Raw genomic sequence first — 22,758 nt, forward strand, 5'->3', positions numbered from 1 at the left:
AGACCTTGGAGGTACGCAATCGGGGGCACCGCCGATCCGGTAGAACCCGAGGCAGCGGCCGGCCGGCTGCAACTCGAGCTCCTCACCGGGCTTCCGGCCGGTTCGTCACCTGGGCTGAAAGACCAAAAAGGCGGCCCCGCCAGGCCGCCTTCTCGGTTGTCACGCTACTACCCGTTCATCAACTTCAGCATCTGCTGAATCTCGCCCTGGCGGGACTGCTTGACCCGCTCGCCGAACTTCTTGGCCTCGGCGTTCTGCCCGCCGGTGGCCTCGATCTTCGACATCTCCATGGCCTGGTGCTGGTGGGCCAGGAACAGGTTGAGGAACGCGGTGTCGAACTCGGCGGCCTTGACCGTGCTCAGCGCCTTGATCTCGGCCGCCCCGGTGCCGGGCAGGCCGCCGTGATCGGCGTGCAGGCTGGGCGCGGTGCCGGCCTCGGTCTCGGCGCCCCAGCCGGTGAGCCAGGACTGGATCATCGCCAGCTCGTCCTTCTCGGTGGCCTGGATGGCCTCGGCGAGCGTGCGGAGTTCGGGGTTCTGGGCCCGCTTGATCGCCGTGGAGGTCATCTCGAGCCCCTGCTTCTGGTGGTAGGCCAGCATCTGCAGGAACATCACGTCGGTGTCGTTGTGGTCGTCCCCGGCCTTGATCTCAGCGACGGCCACGGCGCTGCTTTCGGTTCTCGGTGCTTCTTTGGCAGTGCCACAAGCCCCGATTAGGAGGGGCACGACCAGGGCGACCGCGAGCAGACGGCGCTTCACAGCGGCAGCCACAGCGCGAGCGTGTAGATCGACGGCTCCCAGCTGACGATCGACGTGTGCGACTGGCGGGTCTGGTAGCGCGCCCCGTTGTAGGTCACGACGTCACCCGTCTTGTAGGAGACGCCGGGAGCCCAGGCGGTGCCTCCGGCCGCCGGTGCTTTTGTCGTCGGCGCGGTAGTCGCGGGTGCCTTGGTAGGTGGCGTAGTGGCCGTCGGAGCGCTGGTCGGGGCCGTGGTGGGCGCCTTGGTGGGCGCCTTGGTGGGCGTCGTCGAGGACGACCCGCCGACGTTCAGGTCGACGCAGTTGTAGAAGGCGTTCGCGGTGTCCGCGATGTTCCAGACGGCGAGCACCTTCTGCCGCCCTGGGAACTTCGACAGGTCGACGGTGTGGTTGACCACCGCCGCCGGCTGCGCTCCGCCGTCGTCGAACGACGCGACCTTCGTACCGCCGATGAAGTAATCCCACGTCGAGGTCCTGTGCCGAGCCGTGAGGACCCAGCTGAAGTTGACCGAGGAACCGACGGTCTTGGCCGGCCAGTCGCGCGACTCGTCGGCGAGCACCGAGAACTGGGAGACCCCGCCGTCGCACGACTTCAGGCCCTTCGGCCCCTCGACGGACTGGGGCTCGAACTGGATCTGCCCGCAGTCCTTCACCGCCCCCGACGCGCACAGGGCCTGGCGGCTGGGCGGCGAGGACACGTACCCGTGGGCCGATGCGGGCGAGGCAAGCGTCAGAGTCGCTCCCGCCGTCATCCCGAGGGCCAGCAGTGGGTAGGCGATCTTCCTGCGCATGTCAGCTCTCTCCGTCGATCGTCGTCCCGGCATCTACAGCGGGGACGCTATGCGGAGCTGCCATAACGGAGCCTTAAAGGGACCGGAAGGGATCATGAAACCAGGCGGCGGCCCCGGTCCGGCGCTTGGAGGACGATGCCGACCCGGGCCCCGCCGAGCGGGCTGCGCGAGAGCACCAGCTGACCGCCGACCTCCTCGGCCGCCCGGCGGACGATGTCCAGGCCCAGCCCGGTCGAGCCGGCCCCGCTCACCCCGCGCTGCACCGACCGCGCCGGGTTGGCGATGCCCGGGCCGGCGTCGTCGACCAGCAGCCCGGCCGCCGAGATGCTGACCCGGAACGCCGTCCCGTCCGGGGTGTGCGAGAAGACGTTGCCCAGGATCGCGTCGACCACGCCGATCAGCTCGCTGCGCGGGATCGTCACCATGACCGGCTCGTCCCCGCCGACGACCTCCCACGGCCGTTCCTGGTCCTCGGCCAGCACCGACCAGAACGCCAGCCGGTCGGCCAGCACCTCGACCAGGTCGGTCTCCTCGCGACCGCGGGCCTCGACCCCGAGCCGGGCCCCCTTGATGATCGCCTCGAGTTCCTCGTCGAGCAGGTCGCAGGCCTGCCGCATCCGCTCGCCGATGGGCCCGGGCGGCATCGCCTCGGCGTCCAGGCGCAGCGCGGTCAGCGGCGTCCGCAACCGGTGCGAAAGGTCCGCCGCGAGCTCACGCTCCTTGTCCATCAGGCTGCGCAGGTCGTCGGCCATCGCGTTGAACGCCGTGGCCGCCTCGCGCAGCTCCGGCGGCCCGTCCGGCTTGACCCGGGTGCCGAGCTCCCCGCCGCCCAGCCGCCGGGCCGAGCCGGCCAGCTCACGGGTGGCCCGCACCAGCCGGCTGCCGAGCCGGTCGGCCAGCAACGTCGAGCCCGCGACCAGCACGATGGCCAGGCCGCCGAGCACGAACCAGGCCGGCCAGACCCCGCGGCGCATCTCCGAGTCGGGCACGAAGACCTCGACCACGACCGTACGGCCGTCGGTCAGCACTGTCGGTTGAAGGTAGGCCAGGCCGTCCGGGGCGGGCGCGAGCACGGACTTGCGATTCTGGGCGGCGATGGAGATCTGCGCGTCCGACAAATGCGACAAACCGATCGCCGCGACGTCGGGCAGGTGCACCGCCATGCGGCCCTCGCTGCCGGCCGTCGTACTGGCCACCGCGTTGGTCAGCAGGGTCGGATCGGCATCCACGCCCAGCACGGTGACCAGCGACGTCGCCTGCTGCCGGGCGTCGCTGACCGCCCGGTCGTACGCGATCTGCCGGGTCGCCACGGCCAGCGGCACGAGAAACGCCAGCGCCACCATCGACGTGATCGCCAGCGCGAGCCGGTTGAGCGCCCACCTCATCGAGGATCGACCATCATCACGCCCACCCCGCGCACGGTGTGCAGGAAGCGCGGCTTGGCCGCCGTCTCACCCAGCTTGCGGCGCAGCCAGGAGATGTGGACGTCGATCGTCTGCTCCTCGCCGATCCGGGCCTGGTTCCACACCTCGTTCATCAGCTCCCGCCGGCTGATCACCTGCCCGACCCGCTCGGCCAGATAGGCCAGCACATCGAACTCGCGCCGGGTCAACTGCAACGGCTGCCCACCCAGCTCCGCCCGCCGCTGTCGCGGATTGATCACCAGGTCGCCCACGGTGATCGCCGTCGGCTTCTCCTCGGCCAGGCTTCGCGACCGGCGCAGCACCGCGGCGATCCGGGCCAGAATGTGCCCACCCGAGAACGGCTTGGTCACATAGTCGTCGGCCCCCGCGCTCAGCAACTGAATGATGTCGGCCTCCGACCGCCGCGCCGTCGCCACGATCACCGGCACATCCGACACCGACCGCATCATGCGCAAAGCGTCCGTACCGTCGATGTCCGGCAGCCCCAGATCAAGAATGACCAGGTCCGGCCGCTCATCAGTGACAATCTTCAGGGCCTCCGTGGCCCGCCCGACCGGCCGCACGACATGCCCCGCATCCGTCAGGGCCCGAGACAGCGCAGCCGTGATGATGCGGTCGTCCTCGACCAGCAGGATCATCGCCATGGCGTACACCATAGGTGTATCTGAGATCATGGTCGCCGTGCGATCTTCCCGGTGGACCCCGATCGTCGGCTGGCTGGCCGCCACAGCCAGCGCCACCGTGCTGGCCTCGGTAGCCCTGCTCCCGGTCCTGCGAACCGCGGCCCCCGAAGACAGCGCCCTGGCCGCCCTACCCGCCGCCGACTCAAGCAGCTTCCCGGCGCCACTACCCCGCGCAACCACCCCACCACCCGCGGCCCCTACCACCACCCCGCCGGCCTCGGCGACATCCCGCGCCCGCCCCCCAAAGACGACGACCACCGAGCCCACAACAAAGCCGCCGGCCAAACCGACGACCACCCCACCACCGAAGACCGCCACCACCCCGCCGAAGACAACCACCGAGGACGGCTGGACAGTCACCACAGGCGCCGACGGCGTCCGCACGTACGTCCGCTCGTTCCGCGTAGAAGGCGGCCAAGCCGTCATCCGAATGACCTCGGACAGCGTGGTCCAGCTGGTAACTGCAACCCCCGCCGACGGCTGGTCCGTCCAAAAGGTCCAGGACTCCCCCGACAATTTGGCCGTCTACTTCAACGAGACCAACCACAGCTTCATCATCCACGCGACCTGGTGGGACGACCGCCCCTTCGCCGAGGTCAGCGAAATCGGCTCCTAGCTTAGGGTTCGTAAATGTCCCGGCCGGCCGCAAACTGTCGGTCGCGCACAATTTTTCGCAGGCCCCGGGCACGCTCAGCCCGGTCGATTCCGTGGTGCAGACGGTCGTGGCAAGTTCCGCAAACGGCTCCGATCCAATCCACGAGGTCGATGTCCGGGTCGATGTGGTGGGCTTGGAAGTGAGGACGGCCGAAGTCATCCGTCCAGCCTGGTGAGATTCCGCAGGATTCGCAGGTGCCGCCGTGGTTGATCGCACGTTGCAGCACGTACTCGGTGAGAACGGGGTCGGAAACCCGTCGGTTCCGACTCGTCCTTGTTGCTCGCTTGCGCTTTCCGGAAGTCGTCTTCGCGCGCGCGTCGATCAGCTCCCAAAGCTCTTCCTCGGACGACAGCCGAGGCGGCAAGGCCGGACGAGGTTTCGGGAGAGGCTGCGAGATGACATCTTCTGCATTGCGGAGAAGATGAAACCGGATGTCATCGCGCAGGTGACCGAGCTCGTCCCGACTGACGCCGGAGATCATCTCCATCACTGAGAAGCCGCCGAGGTGCAACCAATTTGAGCCCTCGCGCTGCGTCTTAACAAAGACCAAGACTGGCGTTCCCTGGAGGTGACTGTTTTTCAGTCGACGATTGCCTTAGGGGGATCGCAGACCCGTGCCTAGAGGTTGATCGGCTCTTCGCGGGTCAGGCAACGGCGGCGGCGAAGGCGGCGAAGAGGTCGCCCGAAAGCGGAATGTGCAGCTTCCAGGTGACAGCCATGGGTCGTTCGCCCTCGTGGCTGACGTAGCTGGCCGGACCGAGGAACCAGAATGCGCGCTCGTCGGTGTTCTCGCGGGCGAACAGCAGGATGTGCCGGCCCATGGCCGCGTGCTGCTGGTATCGGCGACCGGTCGGACTATCCGCCGAGGTCATCGACTGGCTTTCCCAGTGGATCAGGTCGGGGCTGATCGCGTAGTCGCGGTAGCGGGTCGTCGGCGAGAAGTCGCCGCTGGTCTTGTCGAGCGTGAATGCCAGCAGGTCCGCCCCCGCCATGGAGGCGTCATACACGCCTTCCCGCCACTCCGGCGTCTTCGCGTTCTCGTCATCCCGCACCGCCGCCAGCATCTCGATGCGCGTGTAGCGGCTATGGACCTGAAGCGGGATATCCGGCAGAGCTTCGTAGGACAGGTGGTTCGGTGCGTCGTCGAGGGCCTCGAGGAGTTCACGCGTCTCAGCCAAAACCTGAGGATGGGCCCAAATGAGGTCGACCGCGTTCTGCATCGACTGATGCTTGTGCAACACCTGGTCGCCGAGATTGGCGACCAGCATCCGAAGCAGCCGGCGTTCTGTCTTGCTCATCGTGCTGACGTCGGGGCGATCCGTCAGAAATGGCCGGTAGCCGGTCAGACGCTCACGATCGTCCACATGCAGCATCCGTCCGATGGCTCGGCGAAGCGACTTCTCGTGCGGTCCAGCCTCCGCGACGGGGAGATGCGCGCTCTCCAGCATCTCGGACCAGCTTCGGTTGTTCCCGTAGATGTCGGGCAGCTCCAGACCCGTTTCGTGCAGGTAATCGACGAGCGACACGGCACCGCGAGCCTGGTGTAGCGCGCGGAGTTCCTGCACCTTGGCCGGCCACCTCGACGGCACTGCCTCGCGGACGTTGCGGAGCACGATGTCCTGGGCAACTCGATCAAGCTCCATGTGGCAACCGGGCGGAAGGAACGGAAAGCCTTCCTCGATCGCATGCTCGAGGTCTCGCCGTGTGCCGCCGAGTAGGGCGCGGTATCGACGATCGAATCGAAACTCCCGGCGGTGATGCCCGACGAAGTCGAGCACGGTGCAGAACGTCTTTCCCCGGGCGAGGCGCAGGCCCCGGCCGAGCTGTTGAAGAAAGAGCGTCGCGCTGTCGGTGGGGCGCAGCATGAGCAGGGTGTCTACGCTGGGCAGGTCGACACCCTCGTTGAAAAGGTCGACCGAGAAGACGACCTGGACGTCGCCCTTCTCCAAGTCGGTGAGCGCCTTCGTCCGCTCGGCGGCGGGAGTGTCGGCCCAGATCGCTACAGCGCTAAGTCCGATCTTCTGGAACTCCGCGGCCATGTGCTGCGCGTGAGCGACGCTGACACAAAAGCCCAGGCAGCGGATCGCCCTAACGTCGTCGACGTGGTCCATGAGCTGCTGGAAGACCAGGCTTGCCCAGCCACCGTTGGAGATGTACTTGTCGGTGAGGGCATCGGAGTCGTAGCCCTGTCCCCGTCGCCAGGGCACGTCGGTCAGATCGACGCCGTCGTGGATGCCGTAGTACACGAACGGCACGAGGCGATGCTGCTCAATGGCGTCCCAGAGCCGCAGTTCGGCCGCGATGCGGTCGCCGAACCAATGCAGGACTGACTGCCCGTCGGTCCGCTCCGGGGTGGCGGTGAGACCCAACAGCTCTTGAGGCGCAAGCTTCCCGAGCAGGGCCGTGTAGGTGGGCGCGGCTGCGTGATGAAATTCGTCGATGGTGACCACGTCGAAGTGGTCCTTGTCCATCAGTGCCAGGCGCTTCTCGTTGAGATTCTGGATCGATGCGAAGACGTGGTCGAAGTCGCGAGGTCGGTCGTTACCCACCCACAGTTCGCCGAAGGACGGGTCGCGGAGCACCTGCCGGAAGGTGTCCCGGCTCTTGCTCAGGATCTCCTGACGGTGAGCCACAAAGAGAAGCCGTGCTCGGGGAAGCCGCTCGCGTAGCTGGGCGTAGTCGGTAGCGGCCATCACGGTCTTACCCGTGCCCGTAGCCGAGACCAGCAGGTTGCGGTGATGCCCGTTGGTTCGGGACAGCTCGATGAGCTCGAGGAGACGCTCCTGGAAGGGCCGTAGCTCAAACTCGAGCGGGCTCAGGGTGAAGGCATCCTCCGTGCCGGCCTTCCGCATCCGCTCAACCGACTTGTCGAACTGCTCTCTGTCGTACGGAACGAAGTCACCATTCGCCCAGTAGCTCTCAAAGACGGCGGCCACCTTGTCGATGACGTCAGGGTTGCGCGCCGCCGAAACCCGGACGTTCCACTCCATCCCCGCCGTCTGGGCCGAGTGCGTCAGGTTGGACGACCCGACATAGGCGGTGCTGAAGCTGCTGTTGCGATGAAACAGCCAAGCTTTAGCGTGTAGGCGAGTGGCCGTCGTGTCGTAGGAAACGCGGATGTCAGCACCGAGTGCGGCCAGTTCGTCGAGTGCGGCTGCTTCGGTGGAGCCCGTGTAAGTCGTGGTCAGAACCCGAAGCCGACGGCCTCGTCCGGTATGCCGACGTAAGGCGTCCAGCAGGCGCTTAATGCCGCTCTTACGAACGAAGGCCATAACCACGTCGATCGCGTCGGCCGACTCGATCTCTCGCTGCACTTGGCTGCCCACCGTGGGCTCGCCCCGGGAGTTGGTAAGCAACGTCGTGTCGAGCAGCGGGATCATGGGGGACGAGGGCACGTGGCCGGATCCGTCCGGCCGCAGCTCCGCGATGCCCGAAAGGATCTCGCCGGGCGCGACCGCGCGGTCAGCGGCAACACCCGCTTTGGGTAGGCGCGCTGCCAGCGCATCGGTGATCAGCTGGGCTACCTCGACGCCGACGGCAACACGATCGTCCTGCCCGACTGACTCGAGGGCACGAAGGACCTGGCGCGCAATCAACTGGGCGATGCGATCCGACGCATCAGCCGGTCGCAGGCTGCTCGTTCTGATCAGTTGCGGGTCGAGACCCTGAAGGGCGATCAGGAGGGAATCGGTGATAACCGTCTCGTACAGTCCGGCTGAGAGCTCGTCTGGCACCGCGACAGTTTGCCCGATCACTCCCCGGCCCGAGTCGCCAATTCGGGTACCACCGGGTCGGATAGCGTGAGCAGCGGACACCGACTGGGCTGAGGGGAAGCACGTGGAGCTGTTGCACTCGGGAAAGATTCGGGAGATCTACGCGGATGGCGACGACATCCTCCTGGTGGCGTCGGATCGGATCTCCATCTATGACGTTGTGCTGCCTACGGCTATCCCGGACAAGGGGAAGATCCTCACCCAGCTGTCGCTGTGGTGGTTCGAGCAGCTGAGCGACGTCGTGCCGAACCACATCATCTCCAGCACCGACGTGCCGGCGGAGTGGGCCGGTCGCGCCGTGCGGTGTGAGCGGCTCGACATGGTCATGGTGGAGTGCATTGCTCGGGGCTATCTGGCCGGGTCGGGGCTCAAGGAGTACGAGCGCGATGGGGCCATCTCCGGCGTCTCCCTCGAAGAGGGGCTGATCGAGGGGTCGCAGCTGCCCGAGCCGATCTTCACTCCTACCACCAAGGTGCCGCCGGGGCAGGGGCATGACGAGTTCATGACCTACGCCGACGTTCAAAAAAAGCTCGGGGACGACGCCGCGGCCGAGCTCAAGCGGATCACGCTCGAGGTCTATAAGCGCGGGTCGGAGATCGCGGCGGCCAAGGGGATCATCATTGCGGACACCAAGATTGAGCTGGGGCTGTCGAAGGACGGGACGCTCAAGCTGGGGGACGAGCTGCTGACGCCCGACTCGTCGCGGTTCTGGTCGGCTGATGAGTGGAAGCCGGGCAGCGTGCAGCGGTACCTGGACAAGCAGTTCCTGCGGGACTGGGCCACCCACAATACCGACTGGGATCGGACGGCGCCGGGGCCGGAGATTCCGGACGAGGTGGTCGAGGCGACCCGTAACCGGTACGTCGAGGTCTACGAGCGCCTTACCGGGGAGAAGTGGCGCTAAACCCCGCCTAAAGCGCCGGCCGGTGCCCTCGCGTCGCTGTCCACCACAGGGGCGCGGGGGTGTTGCCGTTGCGCTTGGTCCACAGAAAGGTGCCGTAGCCGACGGCGAGGGCGGCCATCAGCAGGCCGGTCCAGCCGCCGAAGACGATGCACAGGGGTGCGGTCGTCCACAGCAGAACCGCCAGGACGGTGCGGAGCCCGCGCTTGGGTTTGCTCATGCGGTCCACGCGCCGGCAGAAGCGCGGGTCGATCTCGCGGAGCTGAGACACCATGCCGTCGAAGGCGGCCTTGTCAGTGGGATCGAGCACGGTGACCACCTCCGAGAGATGCCCGACTCGGAGATAGATACCCGCCACCGTCTGCCAAAAACGTACGCTGCGTCACGTGGCACACCTACGATCGAGGGGTGGATTACGGTCACCCGCTCGAGTTCGGGACGTTCATCACTCCGGTCAACAATCCGCCCAAGGCGGCGGTGGCCCGGGCCCAGCTGAGCGAGCAGCTCGGCTTCGATCTGGCGACCTTCCAGGATCATCCGTACCAGCCGGCCTTCCTGGACACGTGGACGCTGCTGAGCTGGGTGGCCGCCCAGACGGAGACGATCCACCTGGCCGGCAACGTGCTCAACGTGCCGATGCGGCCGGCCCCGGTACTGGCCCGGGCCGCGGCCAGCCTGGACCTGCTGTCGGGTGGGCGGCTGGCGCTGGGCCTGGGGGCGGGGGCCTTCTGGGACGCGATGGTCGCGATGGGCTTTCCGAGGCGTACGCCCGGGGAGTCGGTGGAGCAGCTCGGTGAGGCCATCGACGTCATCCGTGAGCTGTGGAACGAGGCGGAGCAGGCCCAGCTGCGCCACGACGGCACGTATTACCACCTGGCCGGGGCCAAGCGCGGCCCGGCGCCCGAGCATGAGGTGCCAATCTGGGTGGGCGGCTACAAGCCGCGGATGCTGCGGCTGATCGGGACTAAGGCGGACGGCTGGCTGCCGTCGCTGTCGTACATGAAGCCGGGTGATCTGGCCCGCGGCAACGAGCTGATCGACGAGGCGGCGGTGGCCGCCGGCCGGGACCCGCGGGAGGTCCGCCGGCTGCTCAACATCGGGGGCGCGGGCAAGCCGCCGGAGGAGTGGGTCGACGAGCTCGTGCCGCTGGCGCTGGAGAACGGCGTGGCCACCTTCATTCTCGGCACCGACGATCCGCAGGAGATGCAGCGTTTCGCGGCCGAGGTCATTCCGGCGGTGCGGGAGGCGGTCGGCCGGGAACGGGCCCGGGAGGGGGTCACGACCGGGCCGGTACGCAGTGCGGCCGTGCTCGCCCAGCGACGCGACGACATCGACTACGACGGTCTTCCGCCCTCGCTCGCCGCCATCGAGCCTGGCGATTTCGGTTACGCCAAGGTCCGCTCCACCTATATGCGGGGTGGCGCCCCGGGCCTGGTGATCCAGCCGCGGGACGCCGGCCAGGTCGCCGAGGCGCTGGCCTTCGCCCGCGATCAGGACGTGCCCCTGGCGGTACGCAGTGGCGGGCACGGCATCAGCGGACGGTCCACCAACGACGGTGGCATCGTGATCGACCTGTCGGCGATGCGGGAGATCACCGTCTTGTCGGCCGAGCATCGTCTGGTCCGCGTCGAGGCGGGCGCCCGCTGGAAGGACGTGGCGGCCGTGCTGGCGCCGCACGGATGGGCGCTCAGCAGTGGCGACTACGGCGGCGTGGGCGTGGGCGGCCTGGCCACGGCCGGGGGGATCGGCTGGCTCGCGCGCGAGCACGGGCTGACCATCGACCACGTCCGGGCGGCGGAGATGGTGTTGGCCGACGGACGCCGGGTGCGGGTCAGTGAGGAGGAAAATCAAGATCTTTTCTGGGCTGTACGGGGTGCCGGCGCCAATTTCGGAATCGTGACCGCCTTCGAGTTCCAGGTGGACGTGATCGGCGACGTCGGCTTCGGCCAGTTCGTGTTCGACGCGTCGGACGCGGCCGGGCTGCTGCGGTCGTGGGGCGAGGCGATGGAGGCCGCGCCGCGCGACGTCACGACCAACCTGATCATGAGTCCGCCGCGCCGCGGGCAGTCGCTGGCCCAGGTGTACGGCGTGGTCGACTCGGTGAAGCCGGAGACGATCATCGAGCGGTTCACGCCCATCGCGCGGATCGCCCCGCTCCTCGATCAGCAGGTGCAGCTGGTTCCGTACGCCGGGGTGATGAACGTGCCCGACGCGACCCACGAGGGCCAGGGCGAGCCGGTGGCCCGCTCGGGCCTGATCGACCATCTGACGCCGGAGTTCTGCCAGGCCGTGGGCGAGTTGCTGGCCTCGGGGACGGTCTACTTCTTCCAGGTGCGATCGGTCGGTGGAGCGGTCGCCGACGTGGCCGAGGAGGCCACGGCCTATTCGCACCGATCGGCTAACTTCTCAGTCGTCGCCTTTGGTTCGTCCAGGGAGGAACTGGATGAAAAGTGGGCGGCGCTGGGGTCACACTTCCGGGGTCTCTATCTCTCGTTCGAGACCGACCTCAGCCCCGAACGTATTCACGAAGCGTGGCCGGAGAAGTCGCTGACACGGCTGCGGGCGCTGAAGGAGCAGTACGACCCGGCCAACGTCTTCCGGGACAACTTCAACATCGCGCCCCGGGCATACGAAAGAGCACCCGCCTGATCGGCGAGTGCTCGGAGGTGCCGGCAGAGGGCAGGAGACGCCGCTCAGGCCGCCGAGTGGCGCAGCGGAAGGCCGGACTGCGTGTAGAGGTGGCCGCGGCCGGGGTGGCGACGGTCGACCGCCGGGTCCTCCGACGAGCGGGCCGTCACGTAGGGGGCGGTGAAGGTGTCGACGCCGGTGCCGAGGTGGGGGCCGGGGCGGTAGGTCACCGTCACCGCGCGGGGCGAGGCCGCCTCGATCACGCCGGCGCGCCAGCCGTCGCGGAAGACCCAGACCCGGTCGGACGGGTGGTAGCTGTCGGCGGGCGCGACGTCCGCCGGGTCTCGCTGAGGTGGGGCGATGGTGGGGGTAGCGGTCGGTGCCGTGGACATCGAGTGGACCCTCCCAGATCTCGCCGAACACGAGGTCAGGGCGGCAATCACCACCACCCGGGCACCCGCATCGGCCGAGAAGCCGAACTTTCAGCACGCTCTGTCAGCAATCGGTGCGTGTCTGTCAGCTATCATCCTCGCCGACAGGTGCGTTCGCAAGGCCGGATGCACGTGCATCCGGCGGGGGCGAATGTCGCGGGCGTTGCGCTCGTCGTGTTTCGCCGTGGAGGATCTCCCCCTTAGGATGCTGGGGGACTGCGGCCGGCAGCCCCCAAACAGCTACGACGAGGAGTCAAGTGAGCGCGGGTACGCAGCAGGAGGAGGCGCCGACCGGCGGTCCCACCGTCCTGCGCATCCTGCTCGGCACGCAGCTTCGGAAACTCCGTGAGGCCCGCGGGATCACCCGCGAGGACGCCGGCTGGGAGATCCGGGCCTCGGGCTCGAAGATCAGTCGGATGGAGCTCGGCCGGGTCAGCTTCAAGGAGCGCGACGTCAACGACCTGCTGACCCTGTACGGGGTCAAGGACGCGGCCGAGCGTGAGTCGCTGCTCGTGCTGGCCCGGCAGGCCAACAACCCGGGCTGGTGGCAGCAGTTCAGCGACGTCATGCCGGGCTGGTTCCAGTCGTACCTCGGGCTCGAGGCGGCCGCCACGCTGATTCGTACGTATGAGATCCAGTTCGTCCCGGGCCTGCTCCAGACGGCTGACTACGCCCGCGCGGTGATCATGCTGGGCCATGCCGGGGTGACCCCGGAGGAGATGGACCGCCGCGTCGAGCTGCGCCAGCAGCGACAGGCGATCCTCGACCGGCCGGGCGACGCGCCGCAGCTGTGGGCCGTCATCGACGAGGCCGTGCTCCGCCGGCCGATCGGCGGCGTGGACGTCATGCGGGCCCAGATCGAGTTCCTGATCGAGGCGGCCAAGAAGCCGAACGTCCGGCTCCAGATCATTCCGTTCCACGCCGGTGGGCACGCGGCCGCGGGTGGACCGTTCGCGATCCTGCGCTTCCCCGAGCCGGAGCTGCCCGACGTCGTCTACGTCGAGCAGCTCACCAGCGCGATTTACCTCGACAAGCGCGAGGATGTCGATCAGTACGCGATGGCTATGGAGCGTGTCTGTATCGACGCCGAGCCGCCGAACCACACGCCGGAGATCCTCGGCAAGCTGCTGCACGAGATCGGCCGACCGGCCTGACGGCTTTTTTCGGGTTTCACACTAGAGGCGTACGAGCTGCAGTCTCGTACGCCTCTAGTTTTTGGTCTTTGACCGTTTGAGGTCTCAGGCGAGCAGGTTGTCGAAGTCGCCGTCGCGAACTCCGCCCAGGAACGCCTCGATCTCGGCCGGGGTGTAGATCAGAGCCGGGCCCTCGGGGTCCCGAGAGTTGCGCATGGCCACGTCCCCGTTCGGGAGGACGGCGGCCTCGACGCAGTTGCCGCTGGGGTTGCTGCGCCGGCTCTTCTGCCAGGTGACACCCTCCAACTGCCCGGCGGGGATGCCGTTAACCGCGTGCGTCATGTGAAGCTCCCTCTGTTTGCTCCGGTCGGGGATCGTCCGGAGGCAGATGCTCTCCTGTGAGCAATCATTGCCTCACACCTTGTGCAAATGCACGTGCATTTGGCCTTGCGTACTCACGGGATTGTGAGCATGATAACGCACGTACGCACACTCTTGGGGGTCACTAAGGGTGACATCTTTGAGTGACGGATCGGTCGCGGAAACGGCGTCTGCGGCCTCGGCGCGAGGCTCCCTGGCGGGGGCGTCCGAGCGAGAGGTACCAGAATGTCCGTTCCCAACATCGGCCCGGAGCACTTCGATCAAGATCCACAAACGACGGACGGGACGCGTCGCGGCAACCCGGCGCCGCTCTATCGAGATGAGACAGTGACCGACGATGTGACCGCCGCCTCGGCTCGTGCGAGCGCTGTCACACATCGATTCGGGGGGAGCAGGGTGGCCCTGACCCGCCCCGATGCGCCGACGGCGGATCCGCGACCGTCGACTGAGGAGGGTGATTCGGATAGGCACGGGTAAAGGTCGACGTCACTCTTTCGGAGGACGCGGAGCCCGGCTGTCCAAGCGGGAAGGCGAGGCGGTGTCACAGCGGTCACGCATGGTCCGCGCGCGACCGAAAGAGGCACGGCTTGATTACGCCTCGTGTGCATTGCTCGATCGCCGGAGGCCGCTCGCCGAGGCTGTAAACGGCGGCCACCACCCCGCCGGTGAAAGCGACCGACAGAATTTTCCTGGAAGCTACTCGTCGGTTACCCAAGATTACGGACTTGTAAACAACTGAATTGGCGGGCGTGACGCCGTAACACCCGCCCACGCGCCCCTGCGGGCGCGCCACCAGGCTCCGGCCGGGTGGTCCGGTTCCCCCGTGCCGGATCGCCCGGCCGGTTGGCTTCACCGCTCGCCGGCCCGCCCCGTGCGTCGAGCGCCGCGTCCGCGCGGCGGGCGGGCGCCCCCGTGCGCGGGCGTGAGGGCGCCCCGTGCGCGGGCGTGAGGCCGCCTCCCGTGCGTGGGCGTGAGACCCCCCGTGCGTGGGCGCGAGTCCGCGTCTCCGCTCCGCGCTGTGGACGAGAGGCTGCCCTCGCGCTGTGGACGAGAGGCTGCCCTCGCGCTGTGGACGAGAGGCTGCCCCCGTGCCGTGGGCGAGAGGCTGCCCCCGTGCCGTGGGCGAGAGGCCTCCGCCCGTGCCGGGGTGAGAGGCCGCGCTGGAGGTGGGGGTGGGTCCCGCGCCAAGAGGCAGGGCTGGGTCAAGCGGCGGGATGGCCGGGCCTGGAGGTGGGTCCCGGCCGGACGGGTGTTACGGCTTGCGGGCGACGCCGGCCCAGTAGTAGACGGACTCGGGGTTGGCGACCGGCTCGTCGGGGCGCCAGCTCGGGACGGGGACCAGGCCGGGGTCGAGCAGCTCCCAGTCGCCGAACAGGCGCTCCACGGCCTCGCGGGTGCGGGCGACCAGGGTCATGCCCGCGTTCGTGGCCGCGGCCACCGCCTGGGCCACGGGGCCGGGGTCGAAGTCGGCGGTCGGGTGGGTGATGGCCAGGCAGCTGCCGGAGGGCATGGCGTCGCGCAGGGCGGCCACCGCGGTCCACGGGTCGTCCTGGTCGGCGATCAGCATGAGGATGGCGATCATGGTCAGCCCGATGGGCTCGTCGAAGCTGAGCGTGTCCCGCAGGGTCTTGTCGTCGAGGATCGACCCCGGGTCGCGGATGTCGGCCGAGATGTACTCGCTGCGGCCCTCCCTGGTGCTGATCATCAGGGCGCGGGCGTGGACCAGCACGATCGGGTCGTTGTCCACATAGACCACCCGGGCCTCGGGGATGATCTGCTGGGCCACCTCGTGCAGGTTGGGCCGGGTCGGGATGCCCGTGCCGATGTCGAGGAACTGGCGGATGCCTTCCTTCTCGACCAGGTCGCGGGCGACGCGGTGGACGAACTTGCGGTTCTCGCCGGCCATGTAGCGCATGCTCGGGATTGCCTTGATCATGGCCTCGCCGACCGCGCGGTCGACGGCGAAGTTGTCCTTGCCGCCCAGCCAGTAGTCGTAGATGCGGGCGGAGTGCGGCACGTTGATGTTCACGCCCGGGGGTGGGACCTCGTTGTCCACGACCGCCTCCTTGAGACCCCGCACCGCACAGGGCCGACTGTCCGTCAGTGCGGTACAGCCTAGCGGTCCTAATTGATCAAATTGAGTCCCAGCTCAGGCCGCCGCGGCGGCCTGAGCGCCGCGGTGGACGACACAGTCGCGGCCGGCGTGCTTGGCCGCGTACAGGTGGCGGTCGGCCAGGCGCAGGAGACCGTCACTCCCCGTTTCGGCCAGGCCGGCCAAGCCGGCACTGATCGTGACGGACAGGCCCCGGGCGATCGTGGCCCAGTCGTAGCGGCGTACCGCGCGGCGGATGGTGTCGACCTCGTGGGCCGCCTGGGTGACGGGCCGGCCCGGCATCACCATCACGAATTCCTCGCCGCCCAGCCGGGCCACGAAGGCCTCCTTGGAGACGGCCGCCAGCTCGGTCTCGAGCAGCTTGGCCACCTGGACGAGCACCTGGTCGCCGACGTCGTGTGAGAGCTGGTCGTTGATCCGCTTGAAGTGGTCGAGGTCGATGATGGCCACGACCAGGTCGGGGTCGGTGTCGATCAGGCCGGGCAGCTGCTCGTCGAGGAAGCGCCGGTTGCGCAGGCCGGTCAGCGGGTCACGCCGGGCCTGCTCGCGGAACCGCTCGGCCTCCTGGCGGGCCTCGGCCGTCTCGAACAGCGCCTGCCGGGTGCGGGCCTGCGCCTCCCGCTGCCGCGAGTGCAGGCTGGTGAAGGCGGCGAAGAAGGCCTTGTGGAGCTCGTACGCCTCGGCGAACTCACCGCGGGCCGCGTGCAGCTCGGCCTGCTCCTGGTGCACGCGGACCAGGATGTCGCCGAGCTCACGCTCGAGACACAGGTTGCGGCAGGCGTCGAGGCTCGCCTGGGCCCGGTCGTACGCCCTCTGGCCGCGCCGGGCCCGGGTCAGGGTGAGCAGGTACTCCGGAAGGGCGTCGGCGTCGTCCTCCCGGCCGGCCAGATGGCGCTCGATGCAGACCTCGAGCGTGTGCTCGGCCTCGGCGTAGCGGCCGCGGCCGATCTCGATGTGGCCGATGGTGTCGAGCAGCGACGCGTCGAGCTCGAAGCCGTGCTCGGTCGCGTGCCGCTGCAGTCGTTGGGCGATCCGCTCGGCCCGTTCGTGGTTACCGGCGGCGTACTCCGCGTAGGCGAAGTTGTTGAGCACGGCGAGCTGCAGATCGGGCCGGGCGTACTGGACGGCCAGCCGTTCGGCCTGCTCGAAGCGGTGGCGGGCGGCGTCGATGGAGTGGCTGAAGGCGAGGGCGTCGGCCAGTTTCACCCGATGCCAGATGCGCATGTGGTCGGTGGCGGTCTCGTCGAGCAGCTCGACGCTGAGCACGGCGTGCTCCAGGCACTGGGCCGCGTCGCCCAGGTGGCGGTGGATGTTCGACCAGACCAGGTGGGTGCGGGCGGTGAGCTGGCGGGCGCCGTTGTCGACGGCCCACTGGTGCACCTTCCAGATGCGCTGGGCCGCGCCGGCCACGTCGCCGGCCCGCATGCGCAGGTTGGCCTGGCTGAGCCGGGCCCGGGTGGCCAGCAGCTCGTTGCCGAGCGCGTGGGCCTGGCGCTCGAGCCGCACGGCGCGGTCGAGCATCGCCTCCGCATCCCAGTTGATCTCGTCCTCGAGCTCGAGCAGGGCGGCGGAGAGACTCTCGGCGTCCAACCTGCCACCTCCCTTCGGCTCCGAGTCGAACGATCGGCAGCGTGCACCCGCGAATGAGGATGATCAGCGCTCTGCTTTCGAAGGCTAGCTCTGCGTGAGTCGTCTCTTCCACGTCTGCGGCCGTGAGCAATATCGCCACACCAGTAACGAGCCGGACACAGAGCGGTGCGGCGCCCCCGAAGGGACGCCGCACCGTGATGATCGGAAAGGGTCAGTGGGCGAGGGCCTCTTCCTTCTTCGCCTCGGCCGCCGGCGCGTCCATGTCGACCGTGGTGCGCAGCGCGATCGGCTTGAGGAAGGCGGCGGCGATCACACCGACGACCGCGACCGCGGCCGAGATCAGGAAGATGTGGCCGGTGGCGTCGCCGTACGCGGCCCGGACGATGTGCTGCACGGCGTCCGGCAGGGCCGACAGGTTGAGCGTGCTCACGCTGCCGCCGGAGCTGCTGCCACCCGAGACGCCGGCGTTGGCCAGGTCCGAGGTGATCGTGTCGGAGACCCGGCGGGCCAGGACCGCGCCGAGGACCGAGACGCCGATCGTGCCACCGAGCGAGCGGAAGAACGCGACGGTCGAGCTGGCGGCGCCGATGTCCTTGAGGGCCACCGTGTTCTGCACGGTCAGCACCAGGTTCTGCATCGACATGCCGACGCCCGCGCCGACCAGGAACATCGAGGCGCCGACGTACCAGAGCGGGGTGTCGTGGTCGAGGAAGGACAGTCCGGCGAAGCCCGCGACCAGGATGATCGTGCCGGCCAGGATGTACGGCTTGATCTTGCCGTACTTGCTGATCAGGCGGCCCGAGATGGTCGACGAGATCAGGATGCCGCCCATCATCGGGATGGTCAGCAGACCGGCCTCGGTCGGGCTGTAGCCGCGGCCGATCTGGAAGTACTGGCCGAGGAAGACGGCGCCGCCGAACATGGCCATGCCGACCGAGAGGCTGGCCAGGATGGCGAGGGCGGTGTTGCGCTTGGCCACGATGTCGAGCGGGACGACCGGCTCGGCGACCCGCTTCTCGGTCCAGACCGCGGCGGCCAGCAGGACCAGGGCGCCACCGACCATCACGGCGCTCTGCCACGAGACCCAGGCGAACGAGCTGTCGACGAACGAGACCCAGATCAGCAGGACGCTGACGCCGGCGGCGATCAGGGACGCGCCGAGGTAGTCGATCTTCACGTTGGCCCGGCGGATCACCTCGAGGTTGAGGGTCTTCTGCAGGACGACCAGGGCGACCACGGCGATCGGGGCGCCGATGAAGAAGCACCAGCGCCAGCCGAGGCTGCTGTCGACGATCAGGCCGCCCAGCAGCGGGCCGCCGACTGTGGCCAGCGCCATCACGCCGCCCAGGTAACCGTTGTAGCGGCCCCGCTCGCGGGGCGGGATCATCGCGGCGATCGCGACCTGGACCAGCGCCTGGACGCCGCCCATGCCGAGACCCTGGAACGCGCGGGCGGCGATCAGCTGGCCGCCGGTCTGCGAGAAGCCGGCGATGATCGAGCCGAGCACGAAGACCACAATGGAGATCTGCACCAGCAGCTTCTTGCTGTACAGATCGGCCAGCTTGCCCCAGATCGGGGTGGACGCGGTGGCGGTCAGCAGGGTGGCCGTGACCACCCACGTGTACTGGGTCTGTGAGCCGTCGAGCGCGCCGATGATCGTCGGCAGCGCCGTCGAGACGATGGTCGAGGAGGCCATCGCGACGAAGAGCACCAGCAGGAGGCCGGAGAGGGCCTCCATGATCTGGCGGTGGGACATGGCGCCCGGTCGGGCGCCGGTGATGCTTGGGGCGCTCATCGCGCAGCCTCCATCAGATCGTCAGTGAAGCGCTGAAGCATCGTCGAGAGGGCGCGTCGCTCCTCGGGTGTCCAGTCGCGCAGGGCATCGGCGAGCTGCCGATGGTGGTAGGTCATGACCTCGTCGAGGACCTGTTGGCCGCGCTCGGTGGCGGCGAGCACCGCGGCCCGGCCGTCGGTGGGATCCGCGGCCCGCTCGACGAGGCCGGCCTTGACCAGCGCCGCCACGGATCGGCTGACCGTCGAGGGGTCCAGCGCACATTCGGCCGCCAGCGACTTCACGTGAGTGCCGCGGCCGGTGGCGATCATCACGAGGGGGCCGAGCGTGCCGGGCGGAACGGCCGCGGAGTGCGGCGCCAGCCTGGTCTTGAACACCCGGACGGCCCGGAGCAATTCCTGCATCTGCGTCAGCAGATCGACGTCGGTCACGGCCGCTCCCTCCCACGGATTGATTGCTACACACAACTATCCGCTGAAGGTGCCCAGTGCGCAAGTTTTCTCATTGAGAAGCGAGTCACACGCCGGTACTCTCATGTCATGAGCACCACGGCCGAGCCCGGACTGCGCGAACGTAAGAAGGCCGCCACCCGCCAGGCGCTGCACGAAGCGGCGATGCGGCTGGCGATCGAGCACGGCGCCGACCGGATCACGGTCGAGGCGATCGCCGACGAGGCCGGCGTCTCCCGCCGCACCTTCTCGAACTACTTCAGCAGCAAGGAAGAAGCCCTGCTGTACGGCGACTACCAGCGCATCCACTCGATGATCGCGCTGGTCCGGGCGCGGCCGGCCGACGAGCCGGCGTGGGCCGCCCTCACCGCGGCGGCCGAGCAGTTCTACCTGGAGCTCGGCGACGTCGACCCGCAGTGGATCGCGCGCAGCCGCCTCGTGCGGACCCAGGCGTCGCTGGTGGGCGCCCAGGTGCAGACCTTCGCCGCGCTCGAGCGCGAGCTGTCGGCCGAGATCGCGGCGCGGTCCGGCGGCGACCCGGCGAGCGTACGGGTGAAGATGACGTCAGCCGCGTTCCTGGCCGCGCTGCGGGTGGCGCTGCACATCTGGCTCGACCGGCCGCCCGGCACGAGCCTGTGGGAGCTGGTGTCGGAGACGCTGGCCGAGACGGGGCGCGGGTTCGCCTGACGACCCGTACCGCTAAAAGGCGTGACTCCGGGTGGGGGCCCGGAGTCACGCCTACCTGGGGATGGGGAGGGGTCGTCAGCCGGTGAAGCCGGCGAAGATCTTGCTGAAGTCGAACGGCGACTGGGCCACGTTGGTGCACTGGAAGAGGGCGCCGTTGCAGGCGTTCTTGTCGCGGTTGGCCTCCCACATCGAGACGAAGCCGATGTGGTTGGTGTTGGCGAAGGCGACCAGGTCACGGGCGTCGGCCAGGCCGAAGACGCCGTTGTCGTCGTTGACGCCGATCATCGGGGTGACGCCGACCATCTTGAAAGCGGCCGCGTCGCTGTTGCCGTAGATCGACTTGAGCTGGTCCTTGGTCGCCTTGACGGCCTGGATGGCCAGGTCGCCGTAGTCCTGCCCGGCCCGGCCGTAGTCCATCGCCATGATGTTGACCAGGTCGAGGTCGACGCCGGCGTTCTTGGCCGAGCGGACCACGTTGAGACCGTCCGCGGTCAGGCCCTCCGGCAGCACCGGCAGGGTCAGCGAGATCTTCAGGCCGGGGTTGGCCTTCTGCAGCGCGGCCAGCGCCGTCGAGCGACGGGCGATGGTGGTCGGGTCGGCCACCGCGGCGCCCTCGATGTCGAGGTCGATGTACTTCAGGCCGTACGCGGAGACGACCGCCTGGTACTCGGCCTGCAGGGCGGTGACACTGGTGCAGGCCTGGGCCAGCTCGATGCCGGTGGCCCCGCCGAACGAGACCTTGACGTCGCCGCCGGCCGCGCGGACCGCGGAGATCTGGTCGGCGAACTGCTTGGAGCGCGGGTCGAAGGCGTTGAACCAGCTCGCCTTGCAGCCGGTGCTGGTGACGAAGGCCAGGCTGAACGACTTGGCGCTGCCGAGCTGGGTCAGGGTGGTGCTGCCGTTGGAGAGCAGACCCATGTCGACGTAGGGCGCGAACCGGACATTGCCGCTATTCCCGGTCGGCGGGGTGGTGGTTGCCGGCGGGGTGGTGGTGGGCGGCGCTGTGGTCGGGGCGGTGGTCGGCTTCGTCGGCGGCTGGGTGGTCGGTTTGGTCGGCGGCTGGGTGGTCGGTTTGGTCGGCGGTGGGGTGGTCGGCTTGGTCGTGGGGGCGGTCGTCGCTGTTCCGCCGCCGCAGGGCGCGCCGTTGATGGTGCAGCTGGTGGGTGCGCCGCGGCCGGTCACGATGAAACCGAACTCCACCGAGGCGCCGGCCGCGATCGTCGGCGCGTAGCCCGGGTTCTTGGCCGTCGAGACGCCGCCCGAGGTGGTGACCGTGGCATCCCAGACGCTGCCCAGCTTGGCGCCCGACGGCAGGCCGAAGGCGAGCTGCCAGCCGTTCACAGCGGCGCTCGAGCCGTTCTTGATCGTGTACCGGGCCTGGTAGCCGGTGCCCCAGTCGCTGTCCTGGCTGAACGTGGCGGTCAGGCCGCCGGTCGCGGCGGTGGTGCCGGCCGGGGTGGTGGCCGCGACTGCCGCGCCGACGCCGCCGGCCACGGCGAGGACCGCTGCCGAGGCGTAGATGGCCAGGCGCAGACGGCTGCGTTGCATGGGATGACTCCGATCGCAGGGGGTGACGACGGAAGTCGAGTCTCGTCCGCTGCGCGTTAAATGACCTTGGCAAACGCCTTAAACATCCTTAAATGACAGGCCGTCAACAACCAGTGACAGGTGCCGCTTCCAGGCCGAGGGGTCCGCCGAGCTGCGCAGCACCCCGGCGTTGGCCCGCATCAGCAGGCTGATGTCCTGCCGGGTGAAGTCCTCGCGCAACCGGCCGGTGTCCTGGACCCGGCGGATCACCTCGGCCGCGCCCCGCTGGGCGGTCGCCTTCAGCTCGGCCAGCCGCTCGTCGTCGTCGAAGCTGCTGGTCACGAGGATCTCGGACAGGCCGCGGTCGGTTGCCTGGATCTCGAAGAGGCGGCGCAGGTAGCCGACGAAACCCTGCCACGGATCAGGGTCGGCCAGCGCCTTGTCGGCCAGCTCGACGTAGCCGGTCATCTGGCCCGCGAAAACCTCGGAGATCAGGTCACGCCGGGTCGGGAAGCGCCGGTAGAGGGTGGCGTTGCCGACGCCCGCGCGGCGGGCGATCTCGTCCAGCGAGGCGTCCAGGCCCTGCTCGCCGAAGACCTCACGGGCAGCGGCGAGAAGAGCAGCACGGTTACGCTGCGCGTCGGCCCGCAGTCGATCTGCCATGGTGCACAGGGTAACGACGCTCTACTGCTCGTAGAGACCCGGGAAGAAGCGATCGGTGGCCGTCACGTCGTACACCTGCCGGACCTCGGTGATCCGGTTGTCCTCGATGCCGAGGAACTCGACCATCCGGACCGTGCCGAAGGGCGCGACCAGGTCGTAGAGCAGCGCCGCGCCGTCGACGGCCCGGGCCTGCTCGATCACCGTGACCGTGTCGGCGAAGACGGCGATCCGGTGCAGAGTCTGCATCAGCTCCTCCTCGTCGACCGGGGCGTCGAGGTTCCACTCGATCTCGGCGTCGGGCGCGAGCAGCTGCCGCGCCGCGACCCGGTCGTCGCTGGTCCACGAGTTCGTCCAGAAGGTGACGACGTCCATCGCGCTC

21 protein-coding genes are annotated in these 22,758 nt (G+C 68.6%); 5 read left to right on the forward strand and 16 right to left on the reverse strand.

The window, feature by feature from the left end; all coding sequences use genetic code 11:
- Positions 1–167 precede the first annotated feature (167 nt).
- The 4 genes from AB0J66_RS23895 to AB0J66_RS23910 form a co-directional block, all read right to left on the reverse strand.
- Positions 168–662, reverse strand: a complete 495-nt coding sequence (locus AB0J66_RS23895; RefSeq protein ID WP_364664418.1) for a DUF305 domain-containing protein — start codon at positions 660–662, stop codon at positions 168–170.
- Positions 663–754: 92 nt separating this feature from the next.
- The gene (locus tag AB0J66_RS23900) at positions 755–1,549 is read right to left on the reverse strand and encodes a lytic polysaccharide monooxygenase (protein WP_364664421.1); all 795 of its coding nucleotides are present in this window, start codon (positions 1,547–1,549) and stop codon (positions 755–757) included.
- A gap of 92 nt (positions 1,550–1,641) precedes the next feature.
- Positions 1,642–2,934, reverse strand: a complete 1,293-nt coding sequence (locus AB0J66_RS23905; RefSeq protein ID WP_364664424.1) for a HAMP domain-containing sensor histidine kinase — start codon at positions 2,932–2,934, stop codon at positions 1,642–1,644.
- On the reverse strand, positions 2,931–3,617 hold the full coding sequence (locus AB0J66_RS23910) for a response regulator transcription factor (RefSeq protein ID WP_364664426.1): 687 nt from the start codon (positions 3,615–3,617) through the stop codon (positions 2,931–2,933). Before AB0J66_RS23910 ends, AB0J66_RS23905 begins: the two co-directional genes overlap by 4 nt.
- A 28-nt stretch (positions 3,618–3,645) precedes the next feature.
- Between AB0J66_RS23910 and AB0J66_RS23915 the strand changes: the two genes are divergently transcribed.
- On the forward strand, positions 3,646–4,272 hold the full coding sequence (locus AB0J66_RS23915; RefSeq protein WP_364664744.1) for a DNA mismatch repair protein MutL: 627 nt from the start codon (positions 3,646–3,648) through the stop codon (positions 4,270–4,272).
- 1 nt (position 4,273) lies between these two features.
- Here AB0J66_RS23915 and AB0J66_RS23920 read toward each other — a convergent pair whose 3' ends face one another.
- Both AB0J66_RS23920 and AB0J66_RS23925 read right to left on the reverse strand, forming a co-directional pair.
- Positions 4,274–4,861: a hypothetical protein gene (locus AB0J66_RS23920; protein WP_364664428.1), complete on the reverse strand. Its 588-nt coding sequence runs from the start codon at positions 4,859–4,861 to the stop codon at positions 4,274–4,276.
- A 94-nt stretch (positions 4,862–4,955) separates the two neighbouring features.
- A complete protein-coding gene (locus tag AB0J66_RS23925; RefSeq protein ID WP_364664431.1) occupies positions 4,956–8,045 on the reverse strand; it encodes a DUF3427 domain-containing protein in 3,090 nt (1,029 codons plus the stop codon).
- A gap of 103 nt (positions 8,046–8,148) precedes the next feature.
- Here AB0J66_RS23925 and AB0J66_RS23930 point away from each other — a divergent pair, with 103 nt between their 5' ends.
- Positions 8,149–8,988 carry a phosphoribosylaminoimidazolesuccinocarboxamide synthase gene (locus tag AB0J66_RS23930; RefSeq protein WP_364664434.1) on the forward strand — a complete coding sequence of 280 codons (840 nt, stop codon included), beginning with the start codon at positions 8,149–8,151 and terminating at the stop codon, positions 8,986–8,988.
- Between the two features lie 7 nt (positions 8,989–8,995).
- Here the strand turns inward: AB0J66_RS23930 and AB0J66_RS23935 are convergent, their stop codons facing one another.
- The gene (locus tag AB0J66_RS23935; protein WP_364664437.1) at positions 8,996–9,295 is read right to left on the reverse strand and encodes a DUF3040 domain-containing protein; all 300 of its coding nucleotides are present in this window, start codon (positions 9,293–9,295) and stop codon (positions 8,996–8,998) included.
- Positions 9,296–9,393: 98 nt separating this feature from the next.
- Between AB0J66_RS23935 and AB0J66_RS23940 the strand changes: the two genes are divergently transcribed.
- A complete protein-coding gene (locus AB0J66_RS23940; RefSeq protein WP_364664440.1) occupies positions 9,394–11,634 on the forward strand; it encodes an LLM class flavin-dependent oxidoreductase in 2,241 nt (746 codons plus the stop codon).
- A gap of 44 nt (positions 11,635–11,678) precedes the next feature.
- Here AB0J66_RS23940 and AB0J66_RS23945 read toward each other — a convergent pair whose 3' ends face one another.
- Entirely contained in the window at positions 11,679–12,005 is a 327-nt protein-coding gene (locus tag AB0J66_RS23945; RefSeq protein WP_364664442.1) for a hypothetical protein, read from the reverse strand.
- Between the two features lie 296 nt (positions 12,006–12,301).
- On the opposite strand from AB0J66_RS23945, the gene AB0J66_RS23950 reads away from it, so the two are divergent.
- A complete protein-coding gene (locus tag AB0J66_RS23950) occupies positions 12,302–13,198 on the forward strand; it encodes a helix-turn-helix transcriptional regulator (RefSeq protein WP_364664445.1) in 897 nt (298 codons plus the stop codon).
- An 84-nt stretch (positions 13,199–13,282) separates the two neighbouring features.
- On the opposite strand, the gene AB0J66_RS23955 is transcribed toward AB0J66_RS23950, so the two are convergent.
- The 5 genes from AB0J66_RS23955 to AB0J66_RS23975 form a co-directional block, all read right to left on the reverse strand.
- Positions 13,283–13,519 (reverse strand): DUF397 domain-containing protein, encoded by a 237-nt coding sequence (locus AB0J66_RS23955; protein ID WP_097317473.1) that lies wholly within the window; start codon positions 13,517–13,519, stop codon positions 13,283–13,285.
- Positions 13,520–14,810: 1,291 nt separating this feature from the next.
- Positions 14,811–15,614: an SAM-dependent methyltransferase gene (locus AB0J66_RS23960; protein WP_364664447.1), complete on the reverse strand. Its 804-nt coding sequence runs from the start codon at positions 15,612–15,614 to the stop codon at positions 14,811–14,813.
- A 93-nt stretch (positions 15,615–15,707) separates the two neighbouring features.
- Positions 15,708–17,261 (reverse strand): diguanylate cyclase, encoded by a 1,554-nt coding sequence (locus AB0J66_RS23965; protein ID WP_364664450.1) that lies wholly within the window; start codon positions 17,259–17,261, stop codon positions 15,708–15,710.
- 211 nt (positions 17,262–17,472) lie between these two features.
- Positions 17,473–19,056, reverse strand: a complete 1,584-nt coding sequence (locus AB0J66_RS23970; protein ID WP_364664453.1) for an MDR family MFS transporter — start codon at positions 19,054–19,056, stop codon at positions 17,473–17,475.
- Positions 19,053–19,484, reverse strand: coding sequence for a MarR family transcriptional regulator (locus AB0J66_RS23975; RefSeq protein WP_364664456.1), 432 nt, complete (start codon positions 19,482–19,484; stop codon positions 19,053–19,055). The genes AB0J66_RS23970 and AB0J66_RS23975 overlap by 4 nt, the downstream gene beginning before the upstream one ends.
- A gap of 108 nt (positions 19,485–19,592) precedes the next feature.
- Between AB0J66_RS23975 and AB0J66_RS23980 the strand changes: the two genes are divergently transcribed.
- Positions 19,593–20,189 carry a TetR family transcriptional regulator gene (locus AB0J66_RS23980; protein ID WP_364664459.1) on the forward strand — a complete coding sequence of 199 codons (597 nt, stop codon included), beginning with the start codon at positions 19,593–19,595 and terminating at the stop codon, positions 20,187–20,189.
- 75 nt (positions 20,190–20,264) lie between these two features.
- On the opposite strand, the gene AB0J66_RS23985 is transcribed toward AB0J66_RS23980, so the two are convergent.
- The 3 genes from AB0J66_RS23985 to AB0J66_RS23995 form a co-directional block, all read right to left on the reverse strand.
- On the reverse strand, positions 20,265–21,737 hold the full coding sequence (locus tag AB0J66_RS23985; RefSeq protein WP_364664462.1) for a cellulose binding domain-containing protein: 1,473 nt from the start codon (positions 21,735–21,737) through the stop codon (positions 20,265–20,267).
- 78 nt (positions 21,738–21,815) lie between these two features.
- Positions 21,816–22,379 (reverse strand): helix-turn-helix domain-containing protein, encoded by a 564-nt coding sequence (locus AB0J66_RS23990; protein WP_364664465.1) that lies wholly within the window; start codon positions 22,377–22,379, stop codon positions 21,816–21,818.
- Between the two features lie 21 nt (positions 22,380–22,400).
- Positions 22,401–22,751, reverse strand: coding sequence for a hypothetical protein (locus tag AB0J66_RS23995; protein ID WP_364664467.1), 351 nt, complete (start codon positions 22,749–22,751; stop codon positions 22,401–22,403).
- Positions 22,752–22,758 lie beyond the last annotated feature (7 nt).

Origin of the sequence: Actinoplanes sp. NPDC049598 (genome assembly GCF_040675435.1) — a bacterium.
Classification (GTDB): Bacteria; Actinomycetota; Actinomycetes; order Mycobacteriales; family Micromonosporaceae; genus Actinoplanes.